Here is a 19,820-nt window from a genome sequence, read left to right on the forward strand (position 1 = left end):
CCTGATCAGCCTCGCCGGCCGGCAACACCCCGTTGGCTACCACTTGGCCGGCCGCCGCGTCACCGTCCGACTCGACCGCGGCCTCATGCAGATCAGCGCCGACGGAGTCCTGCTGCGAAGCCTGCCAAACCCGCTGACATCAGCCAAAATCGCCGACATCCGCGACGCCCGCCCCGCCGGACCCCCACCAACCTCACCAGCCGAACCGCTACGAGTCGAACGTCGAGTCAGCTGCCGAGGAACCCTCGTCGCCGCCGGCCAACGCATCCAGGTAGGTAAAATCCAAGCCGGTCGAACACTGACCGTCGAAGCCGGCGACACCACCTTCCGTGTCTACGACGGCGATCAACTCCTCACCGAGGTCCCCCGAACCACCGGCAAGGACATCACCCGCCTCAAGGTCCGCAAGCCCGAACCACCACGAACTGCGCAAGAATGAGACCATGGAGAAACAACCCACCTTCACCGACCCGTGGTGGGACCTACGCGGAGACGACTCCGTCGAACGACAACAACGCAAAGCCCTGCACACCGAACTTCTTATCGAGGTGGCCCCCGGCCACCCGCTGCACGGCCAGCCCACCAGGATCGTTGCCAGGTCCCAGGCGTCGGACGACATCCTCGTTCGACTTCCCGAACGCTGGGCACTCATCCACCTCACCTGGAAAGGCACCCCGGAGACACCGCCCTGGCCAAGGACCGAGTTCTACAGCACCATCCACACTCTCGTGCAGGCCCTCCAAGAGACAGACTGAACACCAAGAAACAAGATCGTCTAGCCGGACGTGTCACCCACGTCCCGAGACTGATCTGTCACGCAGGTCCTGAGACCCGACATCGCCGGCAGCCGGCCGGCACCTGCACATACCCCGTTCGCCCGTCTGCGGGATAGCGAGCTGGGCGAGGGGTTTCGTAGGCTGCACGCATGGACGCCATCGTCGATATTGCTCGGGAGATCGCACGTACCAAGCTGGAAGACTCGCTGCCTCGCCGTTGGAGCCATGTCCGGGCCGTAGCGGCAAAAGCCCGCACTATCAGCGAGGCGGTTTCACACGAGGATCGTGACGCGTTGGTGGCTTCCGCTTGGCTCCATGACGTGGGCTACAGCCCCGACCTCGTCGATACCGGGTTTCACTCCCTCGACGGAGGTAGATGGTTACGGCGGGAACGGTTTGATGACCGGATTGCCGGCCTGGTTGCCCACCACTCGTGTGCATGGATGGAAGCGGAGGAGCGCGGGCTACACGATGCTCTTGCCGCCGAGTTCCCTCGCGAAGAGTCAGCCGTCGTTGATGCCCTCTGCTTCTCGGACATGACGACTGGGCCTGATGGCCAAGATTTTGATGTGCTCGAGCGGTTGGCGGAGATCCGATCCCGTTATGGCCCAAAACATCTGGTAACACGCTTCATCGACCGGGCGGAGCCGGAGATGGTTGCTGCCGTGCAGCGCACTCAGACCCGATTCGCGCAACGCTCACCTCAGCCAATGTAGGGTTTGCTGCACTCCTCGTATCCGTGCGTAATGCGTAGCAGGGTTGATGCGTGAATGTCGTAGCTGTCTAACTCGTTGCGTCGCACCCAGCGGACATCGACGGACTCATCGCTACACGTTAGAATTCCCTTAACCGGACTGGCCCGGAAGCACAGGGAAAATTGTTGCCGCACCTCGCCATCAGTGTAGGCGACGACGTGGCAGGGATCTGAATAGACACCCACCATTCCGGTGACCGTCACGGTAATTCCAGTCTCTTCCCATGTCTCCCGGACAGCTGTTTGCGCCACACTCTCCCCGACCTCCTGTCCACCGCCCGGAAGGGACCACAGCCCGTTGTCACTGCGTTGTATCAGCAGGACTCGCCCGCTCTCGTCGCGCACGAAAACAGAGACAGCCACAACGATACTGTTGGCTTTCGGCGCGTCCGGGTCGTGGTAGTGCTCAGTCCTAGCCACGAGCCTAGGCTGCCATCTCGTTACGTGGTCCCGGCCGGGAAGTCGCTAAGACCTGGTCAAAGCTGTCGGCGTAGGTGCTGAACAGATCACCGCCAGACAATTGACGCAAATGCATGACGGGTGCGTGCGGCGCGGGAAAGCTGTAAACGTGCATGTTGACGAGCATCTCGTCGTCAAATCGATAGATTGAGTTGTAAAGGGTTGTGTCGTGATATCGAACCTTGATAGCGGAAACACCGTCAAGCCGATCATAGTATTGTTTTACCTGACGAATTTTCGCAGCCATGACGCCGGGTGTACTTTCTTCGACGCTTCGCCGCTCGATTGCAGCACTGGTCGGATCTCCCAGCAAGATTGTCACGGTGACACCATCTAGAGCCTTTTGGCGTAGAGTGTCGATCAGTCGCCGGTCCTGCTCCACGAGAAAAAGGCCAGCATAGGCAAGGACATCGATTCGCTTTTCAGCGCGTTCAATGAGCCTTTGCCACAGCTCGTATGGCACCGATGACCGACGAGAGTAGAGCTGAACGACTTCACTCTGTCCGATCTTCGACGCCTCCTCCGGGGTCACTGCCTTTGGCCATAGGTATAGCTCACCCTCTCGAAGGAGTGCCGCGATAGCGCGTCGGTGGCGGGGATACGGAGTCCGATCCTGAGAGATCCACCGCTCCACTGTCTTCGCATCAACACCGACCTTCTCAGCCACCAAAGCAGGGGTCAGGCCATGCTGCAGGATCGAGTCCCGTAGTCGATCGTTTGCCATCGGACCCTCCTTAGGGGACGACTAGGACGCATCTACGATAGCAAAGACGTCCCTAGTCGTCCAGGCTGTAGGTCGGGCTGTCCCCGAACTTTCGGAAGTCTTATGGGCAGAGGCCACGAGCAAGAGTCCACCGGAGACAAGCTCAGTACCTGGCCTGACACTCAGGAGGTTTGTTGTGAAGCTGTACGTGGACACCGCGAGCAAGCAGGTTCAGGTGACGAGGGACCCGGAGCCGAAGAACGACCAGAACGGCAATCAGCGGTCGGAGAAGAACACTGGCCGGCTCATGTGGTCGACCCAGGTCTTCGTTCTCGACGAGACTGGCGGTGAGATCATCACCATCACCACGGCGGGTGAGAAGCCGAGCGTGACGGTGGGGGTGCTTGTCGCTGTCGAGCAGTTGGAGGCCATTCCGTGGGCGACCAACGGGCGTAACGGTGTTGCGTTTCGTGCCGTGTCGCTGAAGTCGAAGGCTGGTAGTTCGGCGGGTAAGTAGGTTCTGCTCATCTGTGCTGCGTGAGCTTCTGGTGTCTGACGCGCGTTGCGCGTGAAGCGGCCTACGGTCCGCTGCTCTGATCCCATTCTGGTCCGGGAGTGTTTCTGGCTCCTACGCTCCCGGCCCTGGCAGCCCCATGGTTGCCGACTTTTGTTGCACGGGGCCGGTGTGGCCCCTTGTGCCTTGCCGGCCTCGGTGCCGGTTCTTCCCTTATTTCATCTGCGGCCGTTGGCCGCTGTCAAAAGGAGGAACACGATGTTCCGCTACTACATTTCCTTCAGTTTCCAGTCCCCGAATGGGCTGGGTATCGCTGCTATCGATTTCAGGCTCTCGAAGCGCATCGAAGGCGCTTCCGAAATCGCTCTGATCCGTCAGGATCTCGCCACCAAGGGTTACACCAACCCTACTGTTCTTGCTTTCTCGCTCTACCGCGAGCCGAAGCCCCGTAACAGCAACCGCCGCTGATTACACACCCAAATTCTGAGCTCGGGGCCGGTACTGGCTCCTACACCTGCCGGCCCCGCGCTCTCCAACCCATCCACCCCAATCGCTTGGGAGGACGTGTCATGTCCAAGTCTAGCCCCCGTCGCCGCTTCGGCGGGAAGTCCACCGGAACGGTGACAGTCATCGAGGCCCGGGTTCACCGGTCCTCAGCCCGCAACGCCAAGGTGGCGTTCGTCCTTACCGCGATCATTGTCGGTGGCCTCGCCGCCGTGGTGGCCACCTCCTACCTGCACCCGATCGTCGCGTTACTCCTCGGCGCACTCATCGCGGTTCCCGCTGGCGCGTTTGCGTGGCTACTGGTTCGGGTTTGGCCGGTCATCCGGCTGTTGTGGTGGTGGAGCACCGAGATCCTGCTGGCGGTCGTGCTACTGACCGGCTGGGTACACCTGGCTAACCACACCTCAACCCTGGTCACCCTCATGGTGGTCACGGTGGTCGTCGGCGTTCCCGCCGGCATCCCCAAGCTTCGCCGCCTGGTGATCGCCTGGTCCTGGTGCCTGATCGTGCGCCACCGGCTGCGGGTGTGCTTCGCGCAGTTCATCATCGCCAATCAGTCCGGCAGTCTGCCGCTGATCCTGTGGGCCACACCGACCCCGGTCGGTGAACGGGTCTGGGTCTACCTACGCCCTGGCCTGTCGGCCAAGGACCTGGAAGGTCGCCTGGACAAGATCGCCGTAACCTGCCACGCCTCCACCGTGCTCATCGAGCGCGCTTCGGAGGGCAACGCCGCCTACGTGCGCTTCGACATCAAGCGCCGTGAGGTGCTCGACGCCCGGGTGAACTCTCCGCTGGTCGACGTGATCGACCCGAGCGCCCCGGCATCGGCGTCGCCGCTGACGGTCCCGACTGCCCTGGACCTGCCGGACGTTGAGGTGCCGACGGTCACTCTCCCGACCCAGGCCAAACCCACCGCCGGCAAGAAGCCGGCCCCCACCGCCAACGGCAGCAAGCCGACGGCTTCCTCCTCGTCGGACGCCGACGACGACGTCTCCGACTGGATCTGACCCTTACCCATTTGGAACGCGAGGAGCCATCGCGGCTCGTTCGTGCGGGCTTCTCGCGCCCCGTCACTGGCCTCTTGGAGGGCACTGATGACCACCACGATTCCCACCACCACAACCACTGCTGCGGTGCCGGTGGGTGCTGGCCTGTCAATGTTCGACCCGGTGTTCATCGGGATCGACGAGTTCGGTCAGCCCGTCTACCTCGACGTCGTCTACCACAACCTGCTCGCCGCCGGAGAGCCCGGCGGAGGCAAATCCGGCCTGGTCAACAACATCTGCGGCCACGGCGTGCTGTGTGACAACACCCGCCTGGTGCTCTTCGACGCCAAACTCGTCGAACTCGGCCCCTGGCGCGACCTCGCTGACGCGTTCATCGGCCCCGACATCGACCACGGCATCGACACCCTGCGCCGGCTGCTGGTCGTGGCCACCAACCGCTACACCTGGCTGCTGGCCAACCGACGCCGCAAGCTCGGCCCCGACGACGGTATGACCGTCATCCTCACCGTCATCGACGAACTCGCCATGTACTCCACCGTGCTCGGCACCAAAGCCCAGCAGGAAGAGTTCTCCACCCTCCTACGCGGGCTGGTCTCCCTCGGCCGGGCCTGCGGCATGCCGGTCGTCGCCGCCACCCAACGCCCCTCGTGGGACATCATCCCCGCCAGCCTGCGGGACCTGTTCGGCTACCGGGCCGCGTTCCGCTGCACCTCACTGAACAGCTCGAACATCATCCTCGGACAGGGGTGGGCCGAGCAGGGCTACACCGCCTCCGACATCGCCCCCACCAACCAGGGCGCGGCCTACCTCCTGGCCGAAGGCGGCATGCCCCGCCGGATCAAGGCCGCCTACCTCACCGACACCGACATCTACAACATCGCCGACTACGCCGCCTGGACCCGAACCCCCACCCGCACCACCGGTCTACCCGAGATGGGGCTGGCGGCATGAGCACCCGGGAAGCCGCCCGGGCCCGCGCGAACAACCAACGCGCCGCCCAGTACACCGAAATCTGGGTCACCGGGAATCCCGACGACCTCGCCATGATGATCGACGCCGCTAGCCGCACCGGACGACTCGTCTACGTCTCCGCCCCACACCCGATGGGTGGTGGCGACTCCCGCCACCGCCGCTACCTGCGGCTCCGCACCACATAGCCGGCCGGCAGGACCAAACCTCCGCCTGGCAGCAGTGCTGGTCCTGCCGACCCCACCAACAGCCCTACCGAAAGGACGTGGCTGCCATGAAGGCTACCCACCACACACCCACCCACGCACCGGTCACCACCGCCGACCTGCTGCGAATGGCCGCCCTCTACCTCCGCCAGCACGGCTGGACGCAGGGCACCTACTACGCCCCCACCACCCCCAAGGACTACCCGACCCCGCCGGCCTGCGCCGCCGGAGCCATCGGCATCGCCTGTGCCGGACACACGGTGGAGCACGTCACCCAGCTCGAATCCGACATGCGCGCCGACTACCTCGCCGCACTGAGCGCCTTCGTCGGCTACCTCGACACCCACGAGCCCCTGTTCCTCGTCAACGAGGACGGCTTCGTCATCGACGAGCACACCTCGCCCTACTCGTGGAACGACGACCCGGAGCGTACCGCCGAGCAGGTCATCACCGCCCTCGAAACAGCCGGCGACGAGTGGGACCGACTCAACCCCACCGGAGGTGAGAACTGATGTTCACCGTCAACACGTCCTTGACACCCACGCCACGGCAGAAGCGGCGTGAGGTCGTAGAGAACGACGAGTTCGCAGGCTTCGCCCGCCGCATCATCCGCGCCCACGGCCGCCGCGTCGCCACCGGAGACGTCGAAGCCCTCCGCGACCTCATCGCCCTGTCCACAACCCTCGACAACGCCATCACCGACGCCGTCGTCGGCCTACGCGCCTTCGGCTACTCCTGGACCGAAATCGGCACCCGCCTCGGCATCAGCCGCCAAGCAGCCCAACAACGCTGGGGCAGTGACCGGTGATGACCGACTTCGCTGACCGCACCGGTCTACGGGTCCGTTTCTACGACCCGCTCGGCACCCGCTACGGGTTCCCCACCTTCCCCTACCGGATGGCCCCCACCGGTCTGGCCACCCGCCGGCAACTCCGCGCGGCCGGTCTACGCCCCGGCGGCAACGACCCCGTCGCTCAGATCCTCTGGCGACGCGGCGACAGAGTCGCCTACCTCTACCGCCTCGACCAGGCCAAACCCAAACGCACCGCCACCCCCGCGCAACGGCAGGCCATCACCAAAGCCCTACGCGCCCGCCGCACCTGCCGCGTATGCGGCCTCGTGCAGCCCTACTACATCCCCCGCCGCACCGGCTGCTGCCTCGACTGCCACGAAGGAAGCTACTGATGCCCACGGACTCGGCCAGCTTCACCGAACAGTTCGCCACCGAGTACGCCCGCAACGCGGTACCGACCATGCTCAAAGCGATCAGCGTGATCAAGCGCTACAACCGGTTCGTACTGCTCGGGGCGCTGCTGACCAGCTACCTGCACCAGGCCCACTACCTGTGGACCCAAAACGCCGGCTACTTCGCCTACCTCGTCCCACTGATCTTCGACGCCGCCATGGTGTCCATGCTCACCGTCGTACGCACCGCGGGCATCGCCCGCGACGCCAAACGCGGAGCCATGGTCGTCTTCGCCGGTGCCGCCCTACTGTCGGCCACCATCAACTTCGCCTCACCCGGCAGCCTCGCCCTCCGCGCGGTCTTCGCCCTGGTGGTCGTCCTCGTCATCGGCGTCGAACTCGTCGCCGGACGCATCCGACCTGACTTCGCCGCCATCGAAGCCGAAGCCACCGCACTACTCACCGCCGCCCGCGACCTCGCGGCCAAAAACCCGCACACCACACCACCCGCCGAACCCACCGAACCGGCGGACAACCTCGGCCAGCTCGGCAACGAACCGCCGACCCCGGCCACCACGCCGACTCTCGATCCGGACCCGGCCACCACACCGGCCATCGACCCGCAACCCGCCACCCCACCGACACCGGAACCGGCACCGGAGGCGGTCGACGTTCCGACCCACATGCTGCCCATGGCCCGGTTCGCCGCTGTGCAGCACGAACAACACACCGGTACCCCGATCACCCCGACCGAACTGGCCGACCGGCTCGATGTCACCCCGGCCACCGCCGGCGGCCTCCTCGCCGCCCTCAACCCCACCCCCATCAACGGACACCACGTCCTTACCGGTGATGCCCGATGACCATCGTCCTGGTCGACATCACGCACACCACCCACACCTGCCCCGCCCACCACCAGCCACACCCCTACGACACCCGCCGCACCGTCATCGACATCACCCCCGGCGGACCCTGCCGCGCACCGGTCACCATCCGTTGCGGCAACACCACCACCCGAATCCCGTGTCACCGACACGAACCGGCCAAACGCCAATGCGGCGCCTGCCGCACCATCATCACCGAACACACCATCACCACCCGCCCCCACGAGGTGGGCGCTTGATGGCATCGACGCTGGACCTCACACCCCGCGCTACCGCCCGGGGTGTGGGCTCGAACGCCGACACCCCACCCGTCTACGACTACACCGCCGCCGGCTCCGCCTTCCACCGCGCCACCCAACCCGACTACCACGGCTGGCTCGACCACGTCCGCGCCGCCGCAGCCTGCACCCGCCCCATCCGCCTCGCCGGCAACCTCTACACCGTCGAACAGGCGACCGGCCGTGTGCTCCACCAGCGGCACACCGACACCATGCCCGACGCCGCCATCTACACCGCCTGCGGCAACCGCCGCGCCACCATCTGCCCCTCCTGCGCCCACACCTACCAACGCGACGCCTACCAACTCCTCCGCGCCGGCCTCGTCGGCGGCAAAGGCATCCCCGAAACCGTCGCCGCGCACCCGGCAGTGTTCGCCACCTTCACCGCACCATCCTTCGGCACCGTCCACACCCGCGTGGTACGCAAACACACCTGCGGCAACCGCCACCGCTGCGACTGCCGACCCGAACCCTGCCACGCCCGACGCGACCACGGCCTATGCCCCCACAACCGGCCCGCCGTCTGCTGGGCCCGTCACGAACCCGGCGACACCGCCCTCGGCCGACCGCTATGCCCCGACTGCTACGACCACGACCACCAGGTCGTATTCAACCTGTTCTCCGGCGAACTCTGGCACCGCACCAAACAAGCCGCCCAACGCTGGCTGGCCAAACTCGCCCGACGCCGCGGCATCCCCCGCGTCGAGGTCGTCACCGCCACCGGCAAAACCCGCACAGTTACCCCAGTACGACTCTCACCCGGCAAAGTCGCCGAACTCCAAGCACGCGGAGCAGTCCACTTCCACGCCGTAGCCCGCCTCGACGGCGTCGACGGCCAGGACCCCGACACCATCGTGCCCCCGCCCGCCGGATTCACCACTGCCGACCTCATCGACGCCCTCCGCCACGCCGCCGAACAGATCACCTTCGACACCCCCTCACACCCGGACCGGCCCGACGGCTGGCCGATCACCTGGGGCGAACAAGTCGACCTAGAGCCAATCACCACCGGCACCGACGGTGACGTCACCGACGGCATGGTCGCCGGCTACCTTGCCAAATACGCCACCAAAAGCACCGAGGCCACCGGGCACACCTCCACCCGCCTCACCGCCGACACCATCGGCGACTACGCCGACCCAGACGGCGACCACACCGCCCGCCTCATCGACGCCTGCTGGCGCATCGGCCGACCTACCGGCACACCCGTCCCCCTATCGGAACGGCCCCGCGACCCCCGACCCACACCCAGCTTCATCGACCGCTGGCAGTGCCCCGACTGCGGCACCCACACCCGCTACCCCACCTGCCCCACCTGCGTCGCCCACCGTCAAGCCGCCCTTGACACCAAACCCGCCAACCAGCCACAAGCCACCAACCCATACACCCGACTACGCCGATGGGCACACATGCTCGGCTACGGCGGCCACTTCCTCACCAAATCCCGCCGCTACTCCGTCACGTTCCAGCTCCTACGCGACACCCGCGTCGCCTACCGCCGCCACGAGCACCAGGCCCACGAACACCCTCCGGCCGGCGGCCAACTAGCCGACCGACTCGACAACGACCCGCCCCTGATCGTCGGCACCCTCACCTTCATCGGCGTCGGCTGGCACACCACCGGAGACGCCCTCCTCGCCAACACCGCCGCCGCGATGGCCAGAGAGCGACACCAGATCGCACGAGAGGAGTTCGCCATCGTTGCCTGACTCGCCCACCCCTTCAGTCAAGACCGGCTTGATGGTCAACCGACGCCCAGAAGAGAGGACACGCCTTTGCCCACCACCCTGACCGCACCCGACAGAAAGGCGCTCTACCGCATCCCCGAAGCCGTAACCCTGCTCAGCCTGTCCCGCTCCGTGATCTACGAACAGATCCGCGCCGGGCGCCTGCGCACCGTCCAGCAAGGCCGCACCCGCCTCGTCCCCGCCGAAGCGATCACCGCCTACGTCGACCTACTCGAACAGGAAGCCACGGAAGGAGGCACCCGATGACCGCCCGCCGCGCCCGAGGAGAAGGCGGCCTGCACTGGGACGAAGCCCGGCACCGCTGGATCGCCACCGTCACCGTCGGCTACACCCCAGCCGGCAAACGCATCGTGCGCAAAGGCAGCGGCAAGACCAAAACCGAAGCCCGCACCAAACTGCGAGAGAAGATCCGCGACTACGAAGACGGACTCGGCTTAGTCCAGGACGGGCACACCGTGGCCGATGCACTCAACGACTGGCTCACCTACGGACTCACCCAGCAGTCTGAAAACACCAAGTCGAACTACACCACCCTCGTGCGCTCCCACATCATCAGCGACCTCGGAGCGAGGAAGCTGCGGGACCTCAGCGCTACCGACGTGGACCGCTGGCTCCTGGCCAAGTCCCACCACCTGAGCACCCGCACCCTACGGCTGCTCCATTCCTTGCTGAATCGCGCGGTCAACCGTGCAATGGCGCGAGACAAGGTCAAACGTAACGTGGTAGCTCTCTGCGCCGTTCCGACTGGCCGCAGCGGACGACCATCAAAGTCGCTCACCTTCGACCAGGCCCTGGCGCTCCTGGTTGCCGCCGAAGGCAGCTCGCTGCATGCCTACATCGTGCTTTCTCTTCTGACGGGCGCACGTACCGAAGAACTCCGTGCCCTCACCTGGGCACGCGTTGACCTGGCGGGCGACCCGGACCGCAACCCACCAACGCCACCCGCCATCCAGGTCTGGCGTTCGGTCCGCGTCGACGGAGACACCAAGACCAAGAAGTCCCGCCGCACACTGGCTTTGCCAGCCCGGTGCGTGAGCGCCCTCACCGCCCACCATGAACGCCAGGGCCGACCTGATGATGACTGCCTCGTCTTCGCCTCCACCGCCGGCACAGCCCTCGACCGGCACAATGTTCTTCGGGCCTTCCGCCCGGTCGTCGCCAAAGCGGACCTTGATCCGCGCGACTGGACCCCACGCGAGCTACGACACAGCTTCGTGTCCCTGCTGTCCGACAGCGGCATGAGCATCGAACAGATCGCCGACCTCTGTGGGCACTCTGGTACGACCGTCACCGAGGGCGTATACCGGCACCAGCTTCGACCGGTGCTCTTGAGCGGCGCGATCACCATGGACCGGCTCTTCGGCGCTGAGGCATAGTCACTCAGCTAGTCACCCAGCGATAAGCAAAGGGCACATCCATCAATCGGATGTGCCCTTTGAACTGCGTCGGGACGGCCGGATTCGAACCGACGACCCCTTGACCCCCAGTCAAGTGCGCTACCAAGCTGCGCCACGTCCCGATGCTCCCGCCGGCTTCCCCGCGACAGCCGGTACAGCTTACCGCACGATCTTTCCGCTGCCCGTATCCACCCCTCGGTGTCAACGCCCACCCTCCCGGGCAGGCCGGGAGGGTGGGGTGGGCTGCGGTTTAGCCGTGGGCCCTGCCGCGACCACCGGGGCCGACCTTCTTGCGGGGGCGGACCGAAATCTCGATCGGACTGCCCTCGAAGCCGAACTCTTCCCGGAGCTTGCGCTCCACGAACCGCTGATAGCCCGCGTCCAGCGGGCCCGTGGTGAACAGCACGAACCGCGGCGGTGCCGCTCCCGCCTGGGTGGCGAAGAGAATCTTCGGTGCCCGCCCCCCACGAACCGGGTGCGGGGTCGCCTGCACCAGCGCGGTGAGCCACGCGTTGAGCTGTGCCGTCGGTACCCGCGTCTCCCAGCTGGCCAGTGCCCGCCGGAGCGCTGGGGCGAGCTTGTCTACCGCACGTCCGGTCCGGGCGGAGAGGTTCAGGCGGATCGCCCAGGGAATACGGCGCAGCTCCCGCTCGATCTCCCGGTCCAGGTAGTACCGACGGTCGGCGTCCACCAGGTCCCACTTGTTGAAGGCGATCACCAGGGCCCGGCCGGCATCGGTAACCATCGACAGGATTCGCTGGTCCTGTTCACTGATGACCTCGCTGGCGTCAAGCAGGACCACTGCGACCTCGGCGGCCTCGATCGCCGAGGCGGTGCGCAGGCTCGCGTAGTACTCGGTGCCGCTGGCCTGGCCGACCCGCTTGCGCAGGCCGGCGGTGTCGACCAGCTGCCAGGCCTCGCCGCCGATCTCGACCAGGCTGTCCACCGGGTCGACGGTGGTGCCGGCGACCGCGTCCACGACTGCCCGGATCTCCCCGGAGAAGCGGTTGAGGAGGCTGGACTTGCCGACGTTGGGCCGGCCGACGAGGGCGACTCGACGGGGGCCACGCGGACGGTCCTCGACGATCTTGGGTGCTTCCGGTAGCCGGTCCAGGATGAGGTCGAGCAGTTCGCCGGCGCCCCGGCCGTGTAGGGCCGAAATCGGATAGGGCTCCCCCAAACCTAGCGACCAGAGCGCGGATGCCTCCATTTCGATGGAGCTGTTGTCGGCCTTGTTCGCCACCAGGATCACGGGCTTGGCGCTGCGGCGCAGCATCTTCACTGCTGCCTCGTCCACGTCAGTGGCGCCCACCACCGCGTCCACCACGAACAGCACCACGTCGGCGGTGGTGATGGCCGACTCCGCTTGGGCGGCGATGGCGGCGGCACGGTCCTTCGCATCCGGCTCCCAGCCGCCGGTGTCGACGACAGCGAACTGTCGGCCGTTCCACTGCGCGTCGTATGGAACCCGGTCCCGGGTCACCCCGGGTACGTCCTCGACGACCGCCTGCCGACGCCCGATCAGTCGGTTTACCAACGTCGATTTTCCCACGTTGGGCCGGCCAACCACGGCCACCACCGGCTGCGGGGCCGTGGCCTCCTCGGCACCGGGTTCAGGGCCGTCCCACCCCACCCAACCGGTTGGCTCGTTCATCGATCCACGCCCCGCTCGGCCAGCATCTCCTGCAGGCGCACCACGACCTCGTCAATGCCGAGTTCGGTGGTGTCCAGCACCACGGCGTCCGGGGCTTGCGTCATCGGGTCGGCCTTGCGAGTCGAGTCCAACTGGTCCCGGCGGGCCAGGTCGGCGGCGGTGCGACCCGCGTCGGTGGCGTCCTCGGCGCTGCGTCGGGCTGCCCGGGCCGCCACGGACGCGGTCAGGTAGACCTTCAGATCAGCGTCGGGGGCCACCACCGCGCCGATATCGCGCCCCTCCATCACGATCCGACCGGCGGCGGTGGCGAGGTCCCGCTGCCGGGTGACGAGCATCGAGCGGACCGCCGGTACGGCGGCCACGGCTGAGACCGCCCCGGTCACCTCGGGTCCGCGGATCTCCTCCTCGACGGGTACGCCGTCAGCGGTCACGCCGGATCCCTCGGGATCGGTGCCGATGCCGAGCTCGGTTTCTCCGGCGACCTTGGCCACGGCCGACGGGTCAGCCAGGTCGACTCCGGAGCGCAGTACCGCCCAGGTGACCGCCCGGTACATCGCGCCGGTGTCGAGGTAGCGGGCACCCAGGGCGATCGCGAGTCGCCGGGAAACGGTGGACTTACCCGAACCGGACGGCCCATCCACAGCGACCACGCAGCGCCCGGTCCGTACGTTTTCCTCCACCGCAATCCTCCTCAATCCGTACCTCGCGATACCCGCGAGCGGTTTCTGCCCGCCGACAATGATGCCTGGCACGGTGCGGTCCCCTCGTGCCGGACCTCCGGCAGCGACCGCCCCCCCACGCGGTGGGCCGCACGGAGCTTACCGGCTGCGGTACCCGCCACCGCGGGCGTCAGTCGCCGACCGCCTTGAACAACGCGGCGACCTCCGCGTTGGTGAGCCGACGGGTGCGCCCGGCGCGGAGGTCCCCGAGTCGGATCGGCCCGATCGAGGTACGCACCAGCCGGGACACCGGATGGCCGACCGCATCGAGTAGGCGCCGCACGATGTGTTTGCGTCCTTCGTGCAGGGTGACCTCTACCTGGGCGGTTTTGCCCAGCGTGTCCACGAGGCGGAACGCGTCCACCGTCACCGGGCCGTCGGTCAGCTCGACACCGGCGGCGAGGCGCCGGCCCAGCGACCGCGGAATCGGACCGGAGACCTCACACAGGTAGGTCTTGGGCACCCCGTAGGAGGGGTGCATGAGGCGATGCGCGAGCGTGCCGTCGTTGGTGAGCAACAGCAGGCCCTCGCTGTCCGCGTCGAGCCGTCCGACGTGGTAGACCCGCTGTTCCACCCGGTTGCCGAGGAAATCGGCGAGGGCAGTCCGGCCCTTCTCGTCTGCCATGGTGGAGACGACGCCCCGGGGCTTGTTCATGGCGAGGTAGACCAGACGGGTGTCGGCCTGGAGGCGCTCACCGTCTACCTGGATGGTGTCGGTGGTCGGATCCGCCCGGTCACCGAGCTGGGCGACTCGGCCGTTCACTGTCACCCGCCGGCGGAAGATCAGATCTTCGCAGGCACGTCGAGATCCGACACCGGCGGCGGCGAGCACCTTCTGGAGGCGTTCCGGGCCGGTGTAAACGGGCGCGTCGGGTTTCGGGGCGCGGTTATCGCGAGGCATCGGCGAGGTCTTCCACATCGTCGGGGAGGAACGGAGCGAGCGGCGGCAGGTCGGTGATGCTGTCCACGCCGAGCTTCTCCAGGAACAGGGAGGTGGTCCGGTAAAGGTGGGCACCGGTTTCCGGTTCGGTGCCGCACTCCTCCACCAGTCCGCGGGAGACCAGGGTACGGATCACCCCGTCGCAGTTCACACCGCGGATGGCGGAGATCCGGGATCGGGTCACCGGCTGTTTGTAGGAGACCACGGCCAGGGTCTCCAGCGCGGCCTGGGTCAGCCGTACGGTCTGGCCGTCGAGGACGAACCGCTCCACGTACCCGGCGTATTCCGGTCGGGTGTACAGCCGCCACCCGCCGGCTGCTCGGCGCAGCTCGAAGCCGTGCCCGCGGGTGGTGTAGTCGGTGGAGATGGCGTGCAGCATCGCCCGGACCCGTTCGAGCGGCTGCTCCAGCACGTCGGCGAGGGTCGTCTCGGCGACCGGCTCGTCCACGACCAGGAGGATCGCTTCCAGGGCGCCGTGCAGCTCGGCGTCGCCGAGCACCGACGCGGGGGGTGGCGCCGGCCCCCGTTGGCGGGATCGTCCCCGGTCGGGTACAGATTCCCGGCCAGCACCAGCCGATTCTCCGGGTACGGCGACGGTGCGGCCATTCTCGGCGGCACCGGGTGGTTCGGGGTTGGGTTCTCCCCCGCTCGGCGCGGTAGCGGCTTGTGCCTCCTCGACCGGTTTGGCCGATGTCTCGCGGTGGCGTTCCCATGGCGGGATCCACGCGGCGGCCTGGTCGGCCAGGGAGTCCCCGTGTTCCTCGTCACCCATCTCGCTCGTCCTCTGTCGTAGCCGGCCTTCCGCCGGGTGGCGCCGACCCGGCCGGGTACGACCTGGTCGCCGGGAGTGGCGTTGCCTCCCCGCGCCTGAAGTCGGCCGGCCCGGAGTCGGCTGCCCCCGAATTGACCGGCCCGGAGTCGACCGGCCCCGAGTCGGCCCGCCGGGCCCCGTCGGACCCGACGGTGGGGAGCGTCCCCGCATACTCGTCGATATCCAGGTCATCACCGCCGTCGAGGGGGCCGGTCCAGCGTACGGTCAGCTCTTCCAGGGCCTCTTCCTGGGCGAAGGCGACCAGCCCTTCCCGGTAGAGTTCCAGCAGGGCGAGGAAGCGGGCCACCACCTCGAGAAGGTTCTCGCAGTCCGGACAGAGCCCGGTGAACGTGGCCGTACCGACCCGGCGTAACCGCTCAGCAATGATCTCGGCGTGCTCCCGGACGCTGACCCGCACCTGGTGCACGTGCGCGATGGACACCTCGGGCGGCGGTTTCGGGGTGAACACCCGGACAGCCAGGTCCCGTAGCCGCTGCGGGCCGATGCCGAACACCAGGTCGGGCAGGGCCTGCGCGTACCGTGGCTCCAGCGTCACCGCCCGCGGGTACCGCCGCCCGCCGATCTCCTCGAGCGCCGCGATGTGCGCCGCCGCCTCCTTGTACGCCTTGTACTGCAGCAGCCGCGCGAAGAGCAGATCCCGGGCTTCCAGCAGGGCCAGGTCCGCCTCGTCCTCGACCTCGGCGGCGGGTAGCAACCGGGCCGCTTTGAGGTCGAGCAGAGTGGCGGCGACGAGCAGGAACTCGCTGGTCTCGTCCAGATCCCAGTGCTCACCCGATGCCCGCAGGTAGGCGATGAACTCGTCGGTTACCTGGTGTAACGCCACCTCGGTGACGTCGAGCTTGTGCTTGCTGATCAGTTGCAGCAGCAGGTCGAACGGGCCGGTGAAGTTGGCCAACCGAACGGTGAAACCGCTGGTCTCCTCCCCGCCGCTGGCGGTGGTACTGGCCCCGGAGGATGCGGGCTGGTCGAGGGGCGGTGCGGTCACCGGCAAACCGTAGTCCACCACCTGGGCGCCCCACTCCCGGTATACCGCTCCGCCTGGCTGCCGGTCTACCGCTCCGCCTGGGCGGCGATCACCTCACGGGCGAGTTGCCGGTAGTTACGCGCGCCGGAGGAGGCCGGGTCGAGGGTGGTGATCGGTGCCCCGGCGACAGTGGACTCGGGGAACTTCACGGTCTTGGTGATCACCGTCTGGTAGACCTTGTCGCCGAAAGCCTCGACCACCCGCTGCAGCACCTGGCGACAGTGGGTGGTGCGGCTGTCATACATGGTGGCGAGGATGCCTTCAAGCTCCAGGTCGAAGTTGAGTCGCTCGCGAACCTTGTCGATTGTGTCCAGCAGCAGGGCCACGCCGCGGAGGCTGAAGAACTCGCACTCCAACGGGATGAGCACACCGTGGGAAACGGTCAGCGCGTTGATCGCCAGTAGCCCCAGGGAGGGCTGGCAGTCAATCAGGATGAAGTCGTATTCCTTGCGGATGCTCTTCAGCACCCGCGCCAGCGCCATCTCCCGGGCGACCTCGTTGACCAGCTGAATCTCGGCAGCGGAGAGGTCAATATTGGCCGGAAGCAGGTGCAGCCCTGCCACGTCGGTCTTGATCAGCACATCGTCGCAGGTAACGTCGTCCTGCATGAGGAGGTTGTAGACCGACAGGTCGAGGTTGTGCGGGTTGACTCCCAGACCGACCGAGAGGGCGCCCTGCGGGTCGAAGTCGACCAGCAGCACCCGGCGGCCATACTCGGCCAGCGCGGCGCCCAGGTTGATGGTCGTGGTGGTCTTGCCGACCCCGCCCTTCTGGTTCGCCATCGCGATGATGCGGGCGGGGCCGTGCCGATCAGTCGGCATCGGTTCGGGGATCGGCTTCCGCGTGGTGTATGCGGCCGGATCTGCCGGGCCCAGGTCATTGCCGAGTGTGGACTGCTGCTCGCGGAGCTCCGACGTCCAGGTCTCGGCACGGCCACCGTTGCCAACCATGTCTTCGTTGCCCCCTCCCGACGACCACACCGGCGTCGGAGCCGACCGACGTCCTTCGCGACGCCGTCGCGAATCCTGGCCGCGTCACTTCCGCCAGGTCCGCGCCGAACCTGACTGTACGCCACCGACGAGCAGGCCGCTCAGCACCGGTCCGGCGTGTCACACCCGTCAACCGAGCGCCCGCGGGTGGGCGGTCGCGTACACCTCCCGTAGCCGTTCGACGGTGACCAGCGTGTAAACCTGGGTGGTGGTGACCGAGGCGTGGCCGAGAAGTTCCTGCACCACGCGCACGTCGGCGCCACCGTCGAGTAGGTGAGTGGCGTAGGAGTGACGCAACGTGTGTGGGGAGACCGCCTGCGGCCCGGTATCCGGCAGGCCGGCGCGCCGGGCGGCGCCGCGCAGGATGGCCCAGGCACCCTGCCGGGACAACGGGCCGCCGCGGGAGTTGAGGAAGACCGCCGGAGTGCCTCGGCCGGCGGCGGCGAGGCCGGGGCGGGCGCGCACCAGGTAGGCGTGCAGCGCAGCCACGGCGTACCCGCCGATCGGGACCAGTCGGTTCCGCCCACCCTTGCCCCGCAGGTGTACCGCACCGGCGTCGGTGTCCAGGTCGTCGACGGCGGCGCCGACCGCCTCGGAGATCCGCGCGCCGGTGCCGTACAGGAACTCCAGCAGCGCCCGGTCCCGCAGCCCGAGCGGTGCCTCCGCACCGCCGGCGGAGACCGGACCGGCGGCGGCGTCCAACAGCCGGATCACGTCGTCAACCGGCAGCGCCCGGGGCAGCCGGCGGGGCGGTGCGGGTGGGCGGACCTCCCGGCTCGGGTCGGCCCCGGCCAGGCCCTCGCGCAGCGCGAAGCGGTGCAGACCGCGTACGGCGCTGACGGCCCGGGCCGCGGAGGACGCCGCGAGGGGCGGGCGTTCCTCGTCCCCGACGCGCAGCCGGGCCAGGTGGGCTTCCACCTGGCCCGGGGCGACCGACGCCAGGTCGGTCACCCCGCTCGACGCGAGGGTGTCCAGGTAGCGGGCCAGGTCCCGCCGGTACGAGGCGAGGGTGTTCGCCGCGAGTCCCCGCTCGACGGCGAGGTGGTCCAGGTAGCCGCGGACGGCGCGGCGTAGGGCCGGCGCGGGAGCCGGTCCGGCCTCGGCCGCTGTGGCTTCCTCGCCGCCGGTCAGGCCAGCACCTCGGCCAGTGGCAGGGCGGCCACGCCGTGCGCGTCGGCGACCGGGCCGTAGACGACCTGACCATCGTGGGTGTTCAGGCCCAGTGCGAGCGCGGGGTCCCGACGCAGTGCCTCCCGCCAACCGAAGTTGGCCAGTTCCAGGGCGTACGGCAGGGTCACGTTGGTCAGCGCGTAGGTGCTGGTGTGTGGCACCGCCCCGGGCATGTTCGCCACGCAGTAGAAGACGGAGTTGTGCACCGAGTACGTGGGGTCGGCGTGGGTGGTGGGATGCGAGTCCTCGAAGCAGCCCCCCTGATCGATGGAGATGTCGACCAGCAGGCTGCCCGGTTTCATCCGGGCGACCAGCTCGTTCGAGATCAGGGTCGGTGCCTTGGCGCCGGGCACCAGCACCGCGCCGATGACCAGGTCCGCGTCCAGCACCGCCCGTTCGATCTCGTACGCGTTGGAGGAGATCGTCTGCAGGTGCCCTCGGTAGATCGCGTCGGCCTGCCGCAGCCGGGCCACGTTCTTGTCCAGCAGCAGCACCTCGGCCTGGAGGCCGAGCGCGATGGCGGCGGCGTTCATCCCGGAGACGCCGGCACCGATCACCACGGTCTTCGCCGCGTACACGCCGGAGACGCCGCCCATCAGTACGCCACGTCCACCGCCCTGGGCCTGTAGGTGGTAGGCGCCGACCTGCGGGGCGAGCCGCCCGGCCACCTCGGACATCGGGGCGAGCAGGGGCAGCGACTGGTCGGGCAGTTCGACGGTCTCGTACGCGATGGCGGTGACCCCGCGGTCCATCAGCGCGTCGGTGCACTCCTTGGAGGCGGCCAGGTGCAGGTAGGTGAAGAGGACCTGGCCCGGCTGCATCCGGTGGTACTCCTCTGCGACCGGCTCCTTGACCTTCAGTACCAGCTCGGCGCTCTCCCACACCTCGTCCGCGGTGGGGAGGATCGTGGCGCCGGCGGCGGCGAAGTCCTTGTCGCTGGTGCTGGAGCCGGCGCCGGCGCCGGACTCGATGAGGACCTGATGGCCGGCGCGGACGAACTCGTTGACGCCCGCAGGCGTGATCGCCACTCGGTACTCGTGATTCTTGATCTCACGTGGGATGCCGACCTTCACGATGCAGCCCCCTCCTCCAGGGCTGCTCGCCCCGG

The 19,820-nt window shown here is 67.6% G+C and carries 25 protein-coding genes, 1 tRNA gene and 1 pseudogene; 16 read left to right on the plus strand and 11 right to left on the minus strand.

Going from position 1 to position 19,820, the window contains the following annotated elements:
* From T398_RS22780 to T398_RS22790, 3 genes and pseudogenes are all read left to right on the plus strand, one after another.
* Positions 1-439 (plus strand): annotated as a pseudogene (locus tag T398_RS22780) (IS481 family transposase); the annotation flags it as partial.
* A gap of 4 nt (positions 440-443) precedes the next feature.
* The gene (locus T398_RS22785; RefSeq protein ID WP_496449850.1) at positions 444-755 is read left to right on the plus strand and encodes a hypothetical protein; all 312 of its coding nucleotides are present in this window, start codon (positions 444-446) and stop codon (positions 753-755) included.
* Between the two features lie 170 nt (positions 756-925).
* Positions 926-1,492 (plus strand): HD domain-containing protein, encoded by a 567-nt coding sequence (locus tag T398_RS22790; RefSeq protein ID WP_028568540.1) that lies wholly within the window; start codon positions 926-928, stop codon positions 1,490-1,492.
* Here the strand turns inward: T398_RS22790 and T398_RS22795 are convergent.
* Both T398_RS22795 and T398_RS22800 read right to left on the minus strand, forming a co-directional pair.
* Positions 1,480-1,950 carry an NUDIX domain-containing protein gene (locus T398_RS22795; protein WP_080667547.1) on the minus strand — a complete coding sequence of 157 codons (471 nt, stop codon included), beginning with the start codon at positions 1,948-1,950 and terminating at the stop codon, positions 1,480-1,482. The genes T398_RS22790 and T398_RS22795 overlap by 13 nt on opposite strands.
* Positions 1,951-1,954: 4 nt before the next feature.
* Positions 1,955-2,713, minus strand: coding sequence for an XRE family transcriptional regulator (locus T398_RS22800; RefSeq protein WP_496449853.1), 759 nt, complete (start codon positions 2,711-2,713; stop codon positions 1,955-1,957).
* Between the two features lie 175 nt (positions 2,714-2,888).
* Here T398_RS22800 and T398_RS22805 point away from each other — a divergent pair, with 175 nt between their 5' ends.
* From T398_RS22805 to T398_RS22865, 13 genes are all read left to right on the plus strand, one after another.
* A complete protein-coding gene (locus T398_RS22805; protein WP_028568539.1) occupies positions 2,889-3,209 on the plus strand; it encodes a hypothetical protein in 321 nt (106 codons plus the stop codon).
* A gap of 255 nt (positions 3,210-3,464) precedes the next feature.
* Positions 3,465-3,674 carry a hypothetical protein gene (locus T398_RS22810; protein WP_051274326.1) on the plus strand — a complete coding sequence of 70 codons (210 nt, stop codon included), beginning with the start codon at positions 3,465-3,467 and terminating at the stop codon, positions 3,672-3,674.
* A gap of 101 nt (positions 3,675-3,775) precedes the next feature.
* A complete protein-coding gene (locus T398_RS22815) occupies positions 3,776-4,717 on the plus strand; it encodes a hypothetical protein (protein ID WP_496449856.1) in 942 nt (313 codons plus the stop codon).
* Between the two features lie 87 nt (positions 4,718-4,804).
* Positions 4,805-5,668, plus strand: coding sequence for an FtsK/SpoIIIE domain-containing protein (locus T398_RS22820; RefSeq protein ID WP_496449858.1), 864 nt, complete (start codon positions 4,805-4,807; stop codon positions 5,666-5,668).
* The gene (locus T398_RS22825; RefSeq protein WP_029024252.1) at positions 5,665-5,874 is read left to right on the plus strand and encodes a hypothetical protein; all 210 of its coding nucleotides are present in this window, start codon (positions 5,665-5,667) and stop codon (positions 5,872-5,874) included. The genes T398_RS22820 and T398_RS22825 overlap by 4 nt, the downstream gene beginning before the upstream one ends.
* A gap of 86 nt (positions 5,875-5,960) precedes the next feature.
* A complete protein-coding gene (locus T398_RS22830) occupies positions 5,961-6,404 on the plus strand; it encodes a DUF6197 family protein (RefSeq protein WP_496449901.1) in 444 nt (147 codons plus the stop codon).
* On the plus strand, positions 6,404-6,700 hold the full coding sequence (locus tag T398_RS22835) for a hypothetical protein (RefSeq protein ID WP_496449859.1): 297 nt from the start codon (positions 6,404-6,406) through the stop codon (positions 6,698-6,700). Before T398_RS22830 ends, T398_RS22835 begins: the two co-directional genes overlap by 1 nt.
* Complete coding sequence (locus tag T398_RS22840) at positions 6,700-7,077, plus strand: RRQRL motif-containing zinc-binding protein (protein ID WP_496449860.1); 378 nt, start codon at positions 6,700-6,702, stop codon at positions 7,075-7,077. The genes T398_RS22835 and T398_RS22840 overlap by 1 nt, the downstream gene beginning before the upstream one ends.
* Complete coding sequence (locus T398_RS22845; protein ID WP_496449861.1) at positions 7,077-7,940, plus strand: DUF2637 domain-containing protein; 864 nt, start codon at positions 7,077-7,079, stop codon at positions 7,938-7,940. The genes T398_RS22840 and T398_RS22845 overlap by 1 nt, the downstream gene beginning before the upstream one ends.
* Positions 7,937-8,200: a hypothetical protein gene (locus tag T398_RS22850; protein ID WP_028568531.1), complete on the plus strand. Its 264-nt coding sequence runs from the start codon at positions 7,937-7,939 to the stop codon at positions 8,198-8,200. The genes T398_RS22845 and T398_RS22850 overlap by 4 nt, the downstream gene beginning before the upstream one ends.
* Positions 8,200-9,948: a replication initiator gene (locus T398_RS22855; RefSeq protein ID WP_496449863.1), complete on the plus strand. Its 1,749-nt coding sequence runs from the start codon at positions 8,200-8,202 to the stop codon at positions 9,946-9,948. Before T398_RS22850 ends, T398_RS22855 begins: the two co-directional genes overlap by 1 nt.
* A 66-nt stretch (positions 9,949-10,014) precedes the next feature.
* Positions 10,015-10,233, plus strand: coding sequence for a helix-turn-helix domain-containing protein (locus T398_RS22860; protein ID WP_496449864.1), 219 nt, complete (start codon positions 10,015-10,017; stop codon positions 10,231-10,233).
* A complete protein-coding gene (locus tag T398_RS22865) occupies positions 10,230-11,363 on the plus strand; it encodes a site-specific integrase (RefSeq protein ID WP_496449866.1) in 1,134 nt (377 codons plus the stop codon). Before T398_RS22860 ends, T398_RS22865 begins: the two co-directional genes overlap by 4 nt.
* Positions 11,364-11,432: 69 nt before the next feature.
* On the opposite strand, the gene T398_RS22870 is transcribed toward T398_RS22865, so the two are convergent.
* The 9 genes from T398_RS22870 to ald all read right to left on the minus strand — a co-directional run bounded on the left by T398_RS22870 (position 11,433) and on the right by ald (position 19,785).
* Positions 11,433-11,506: transfer RNA gene (locus tag T398_RS22870), tRNA-Pro, on the minus strand.
* Between the two features lie 128 nt (positions 11,507-11,634).
* Positions 11,635-13,038 carry a ribosome biogenesis GTPase Der gene (der, locus tag T398_RS22875; protein WP_496449867.1) on the minus strand — a complete coding sequence of 468 codons (1,404 nt, stop codon included), beginning with the start codon at positions 13,036-13,038 and terminating at the stop codon, positions 11,635-11,637.
* A complete protein-coding gene (gene cmk, locus T398_RS22880; protein ID WP_496449869.1) occupies positions 13,035-13,718 on the minus strand; it encodes a (d)CMP kinase in 684 nt (227 codons plus the stop codon). The genes der and cmk overlap by 4 nt, the downstream gene beginning before the upstream one ends.
* 169 nt (positions 13,719-13,887) lie before the next feature.
* Positions 13,888-14,658, minus strand: coding sequence for a pseudouridine synthase (locus tag T398_RS22885; RefSeq protein ID WP_496449871.1), 771 nt, complete (start codon positions 14,656-14,658; stop codon positions 13,888-13,890).
* Positions 14,645-15,469, minus strand: a complete 825-nt coding sequence (gene scpB / locus T398_RS22890; protein ID WP_496449873.1) for an SMC-Scp complex subunit ScpB — start codon at positions 15,467-15,469, stop codon at positions 14,645-14,647. Before scpB ends, T398_RS22885 begins: the two co-directional genes overlap by 14 nt.
* Entirely contained in the window at positions 15,462-16,535 is a 1,074-nt protein-coding gene (locus tag T398_RS22895; protein WP_496449875.1) for a segregation and condensation protein A, read from the minus strand. Before T398_RS22895 ends, scpB begins: the two co-directional genes overlap by 8 nt.
* Positions 16,536-16,579: 44 nt before the next feature.
* Positions 16,580-17,503 (minus strand): ParA family protein, encoded by a 924-nt coding sequence (locus tag T398_RS22900; RefSeq protein WP_018733367.1) that lies wholly within the window; start codon positions 17,501-17,503, stop codon positions 16,580-16,582.
* A gap of 168 nt (positions 17,504-17,671) precedes the next feature.
* A complete protein-coding gene (locus T398_RS22905; RefSeq protein ID WP_496449903.1) occupies positions 17,672-18,673 on the minus strand; it encodes a site-specific tyrosine recombinase XerD in 1,002 nt (333 codons plus the stop codon).
* Positions 18,670-19,785 carry an alanine dehydrogenase gene (gene ald, locus T398_RS22910; protein WP_496449876.1) on the minus strand — a complete coding sequence of 372 codons (1,116 nt, stop codon included), beginning with the start codon at positions 19,783-19,785 and terminating at the stop codon, positions 18,670-18,672. Before ald ends, T398_RS22905 begins: the two co-directional genes overlap by 4 nt.
* Between the last annotated feature and the right edge of the window lie 35 nt (positions 19,786-19,820).

The sequence above is a fragment of the Salinispora goodfellowii genome, assembly GCF_059570675.1.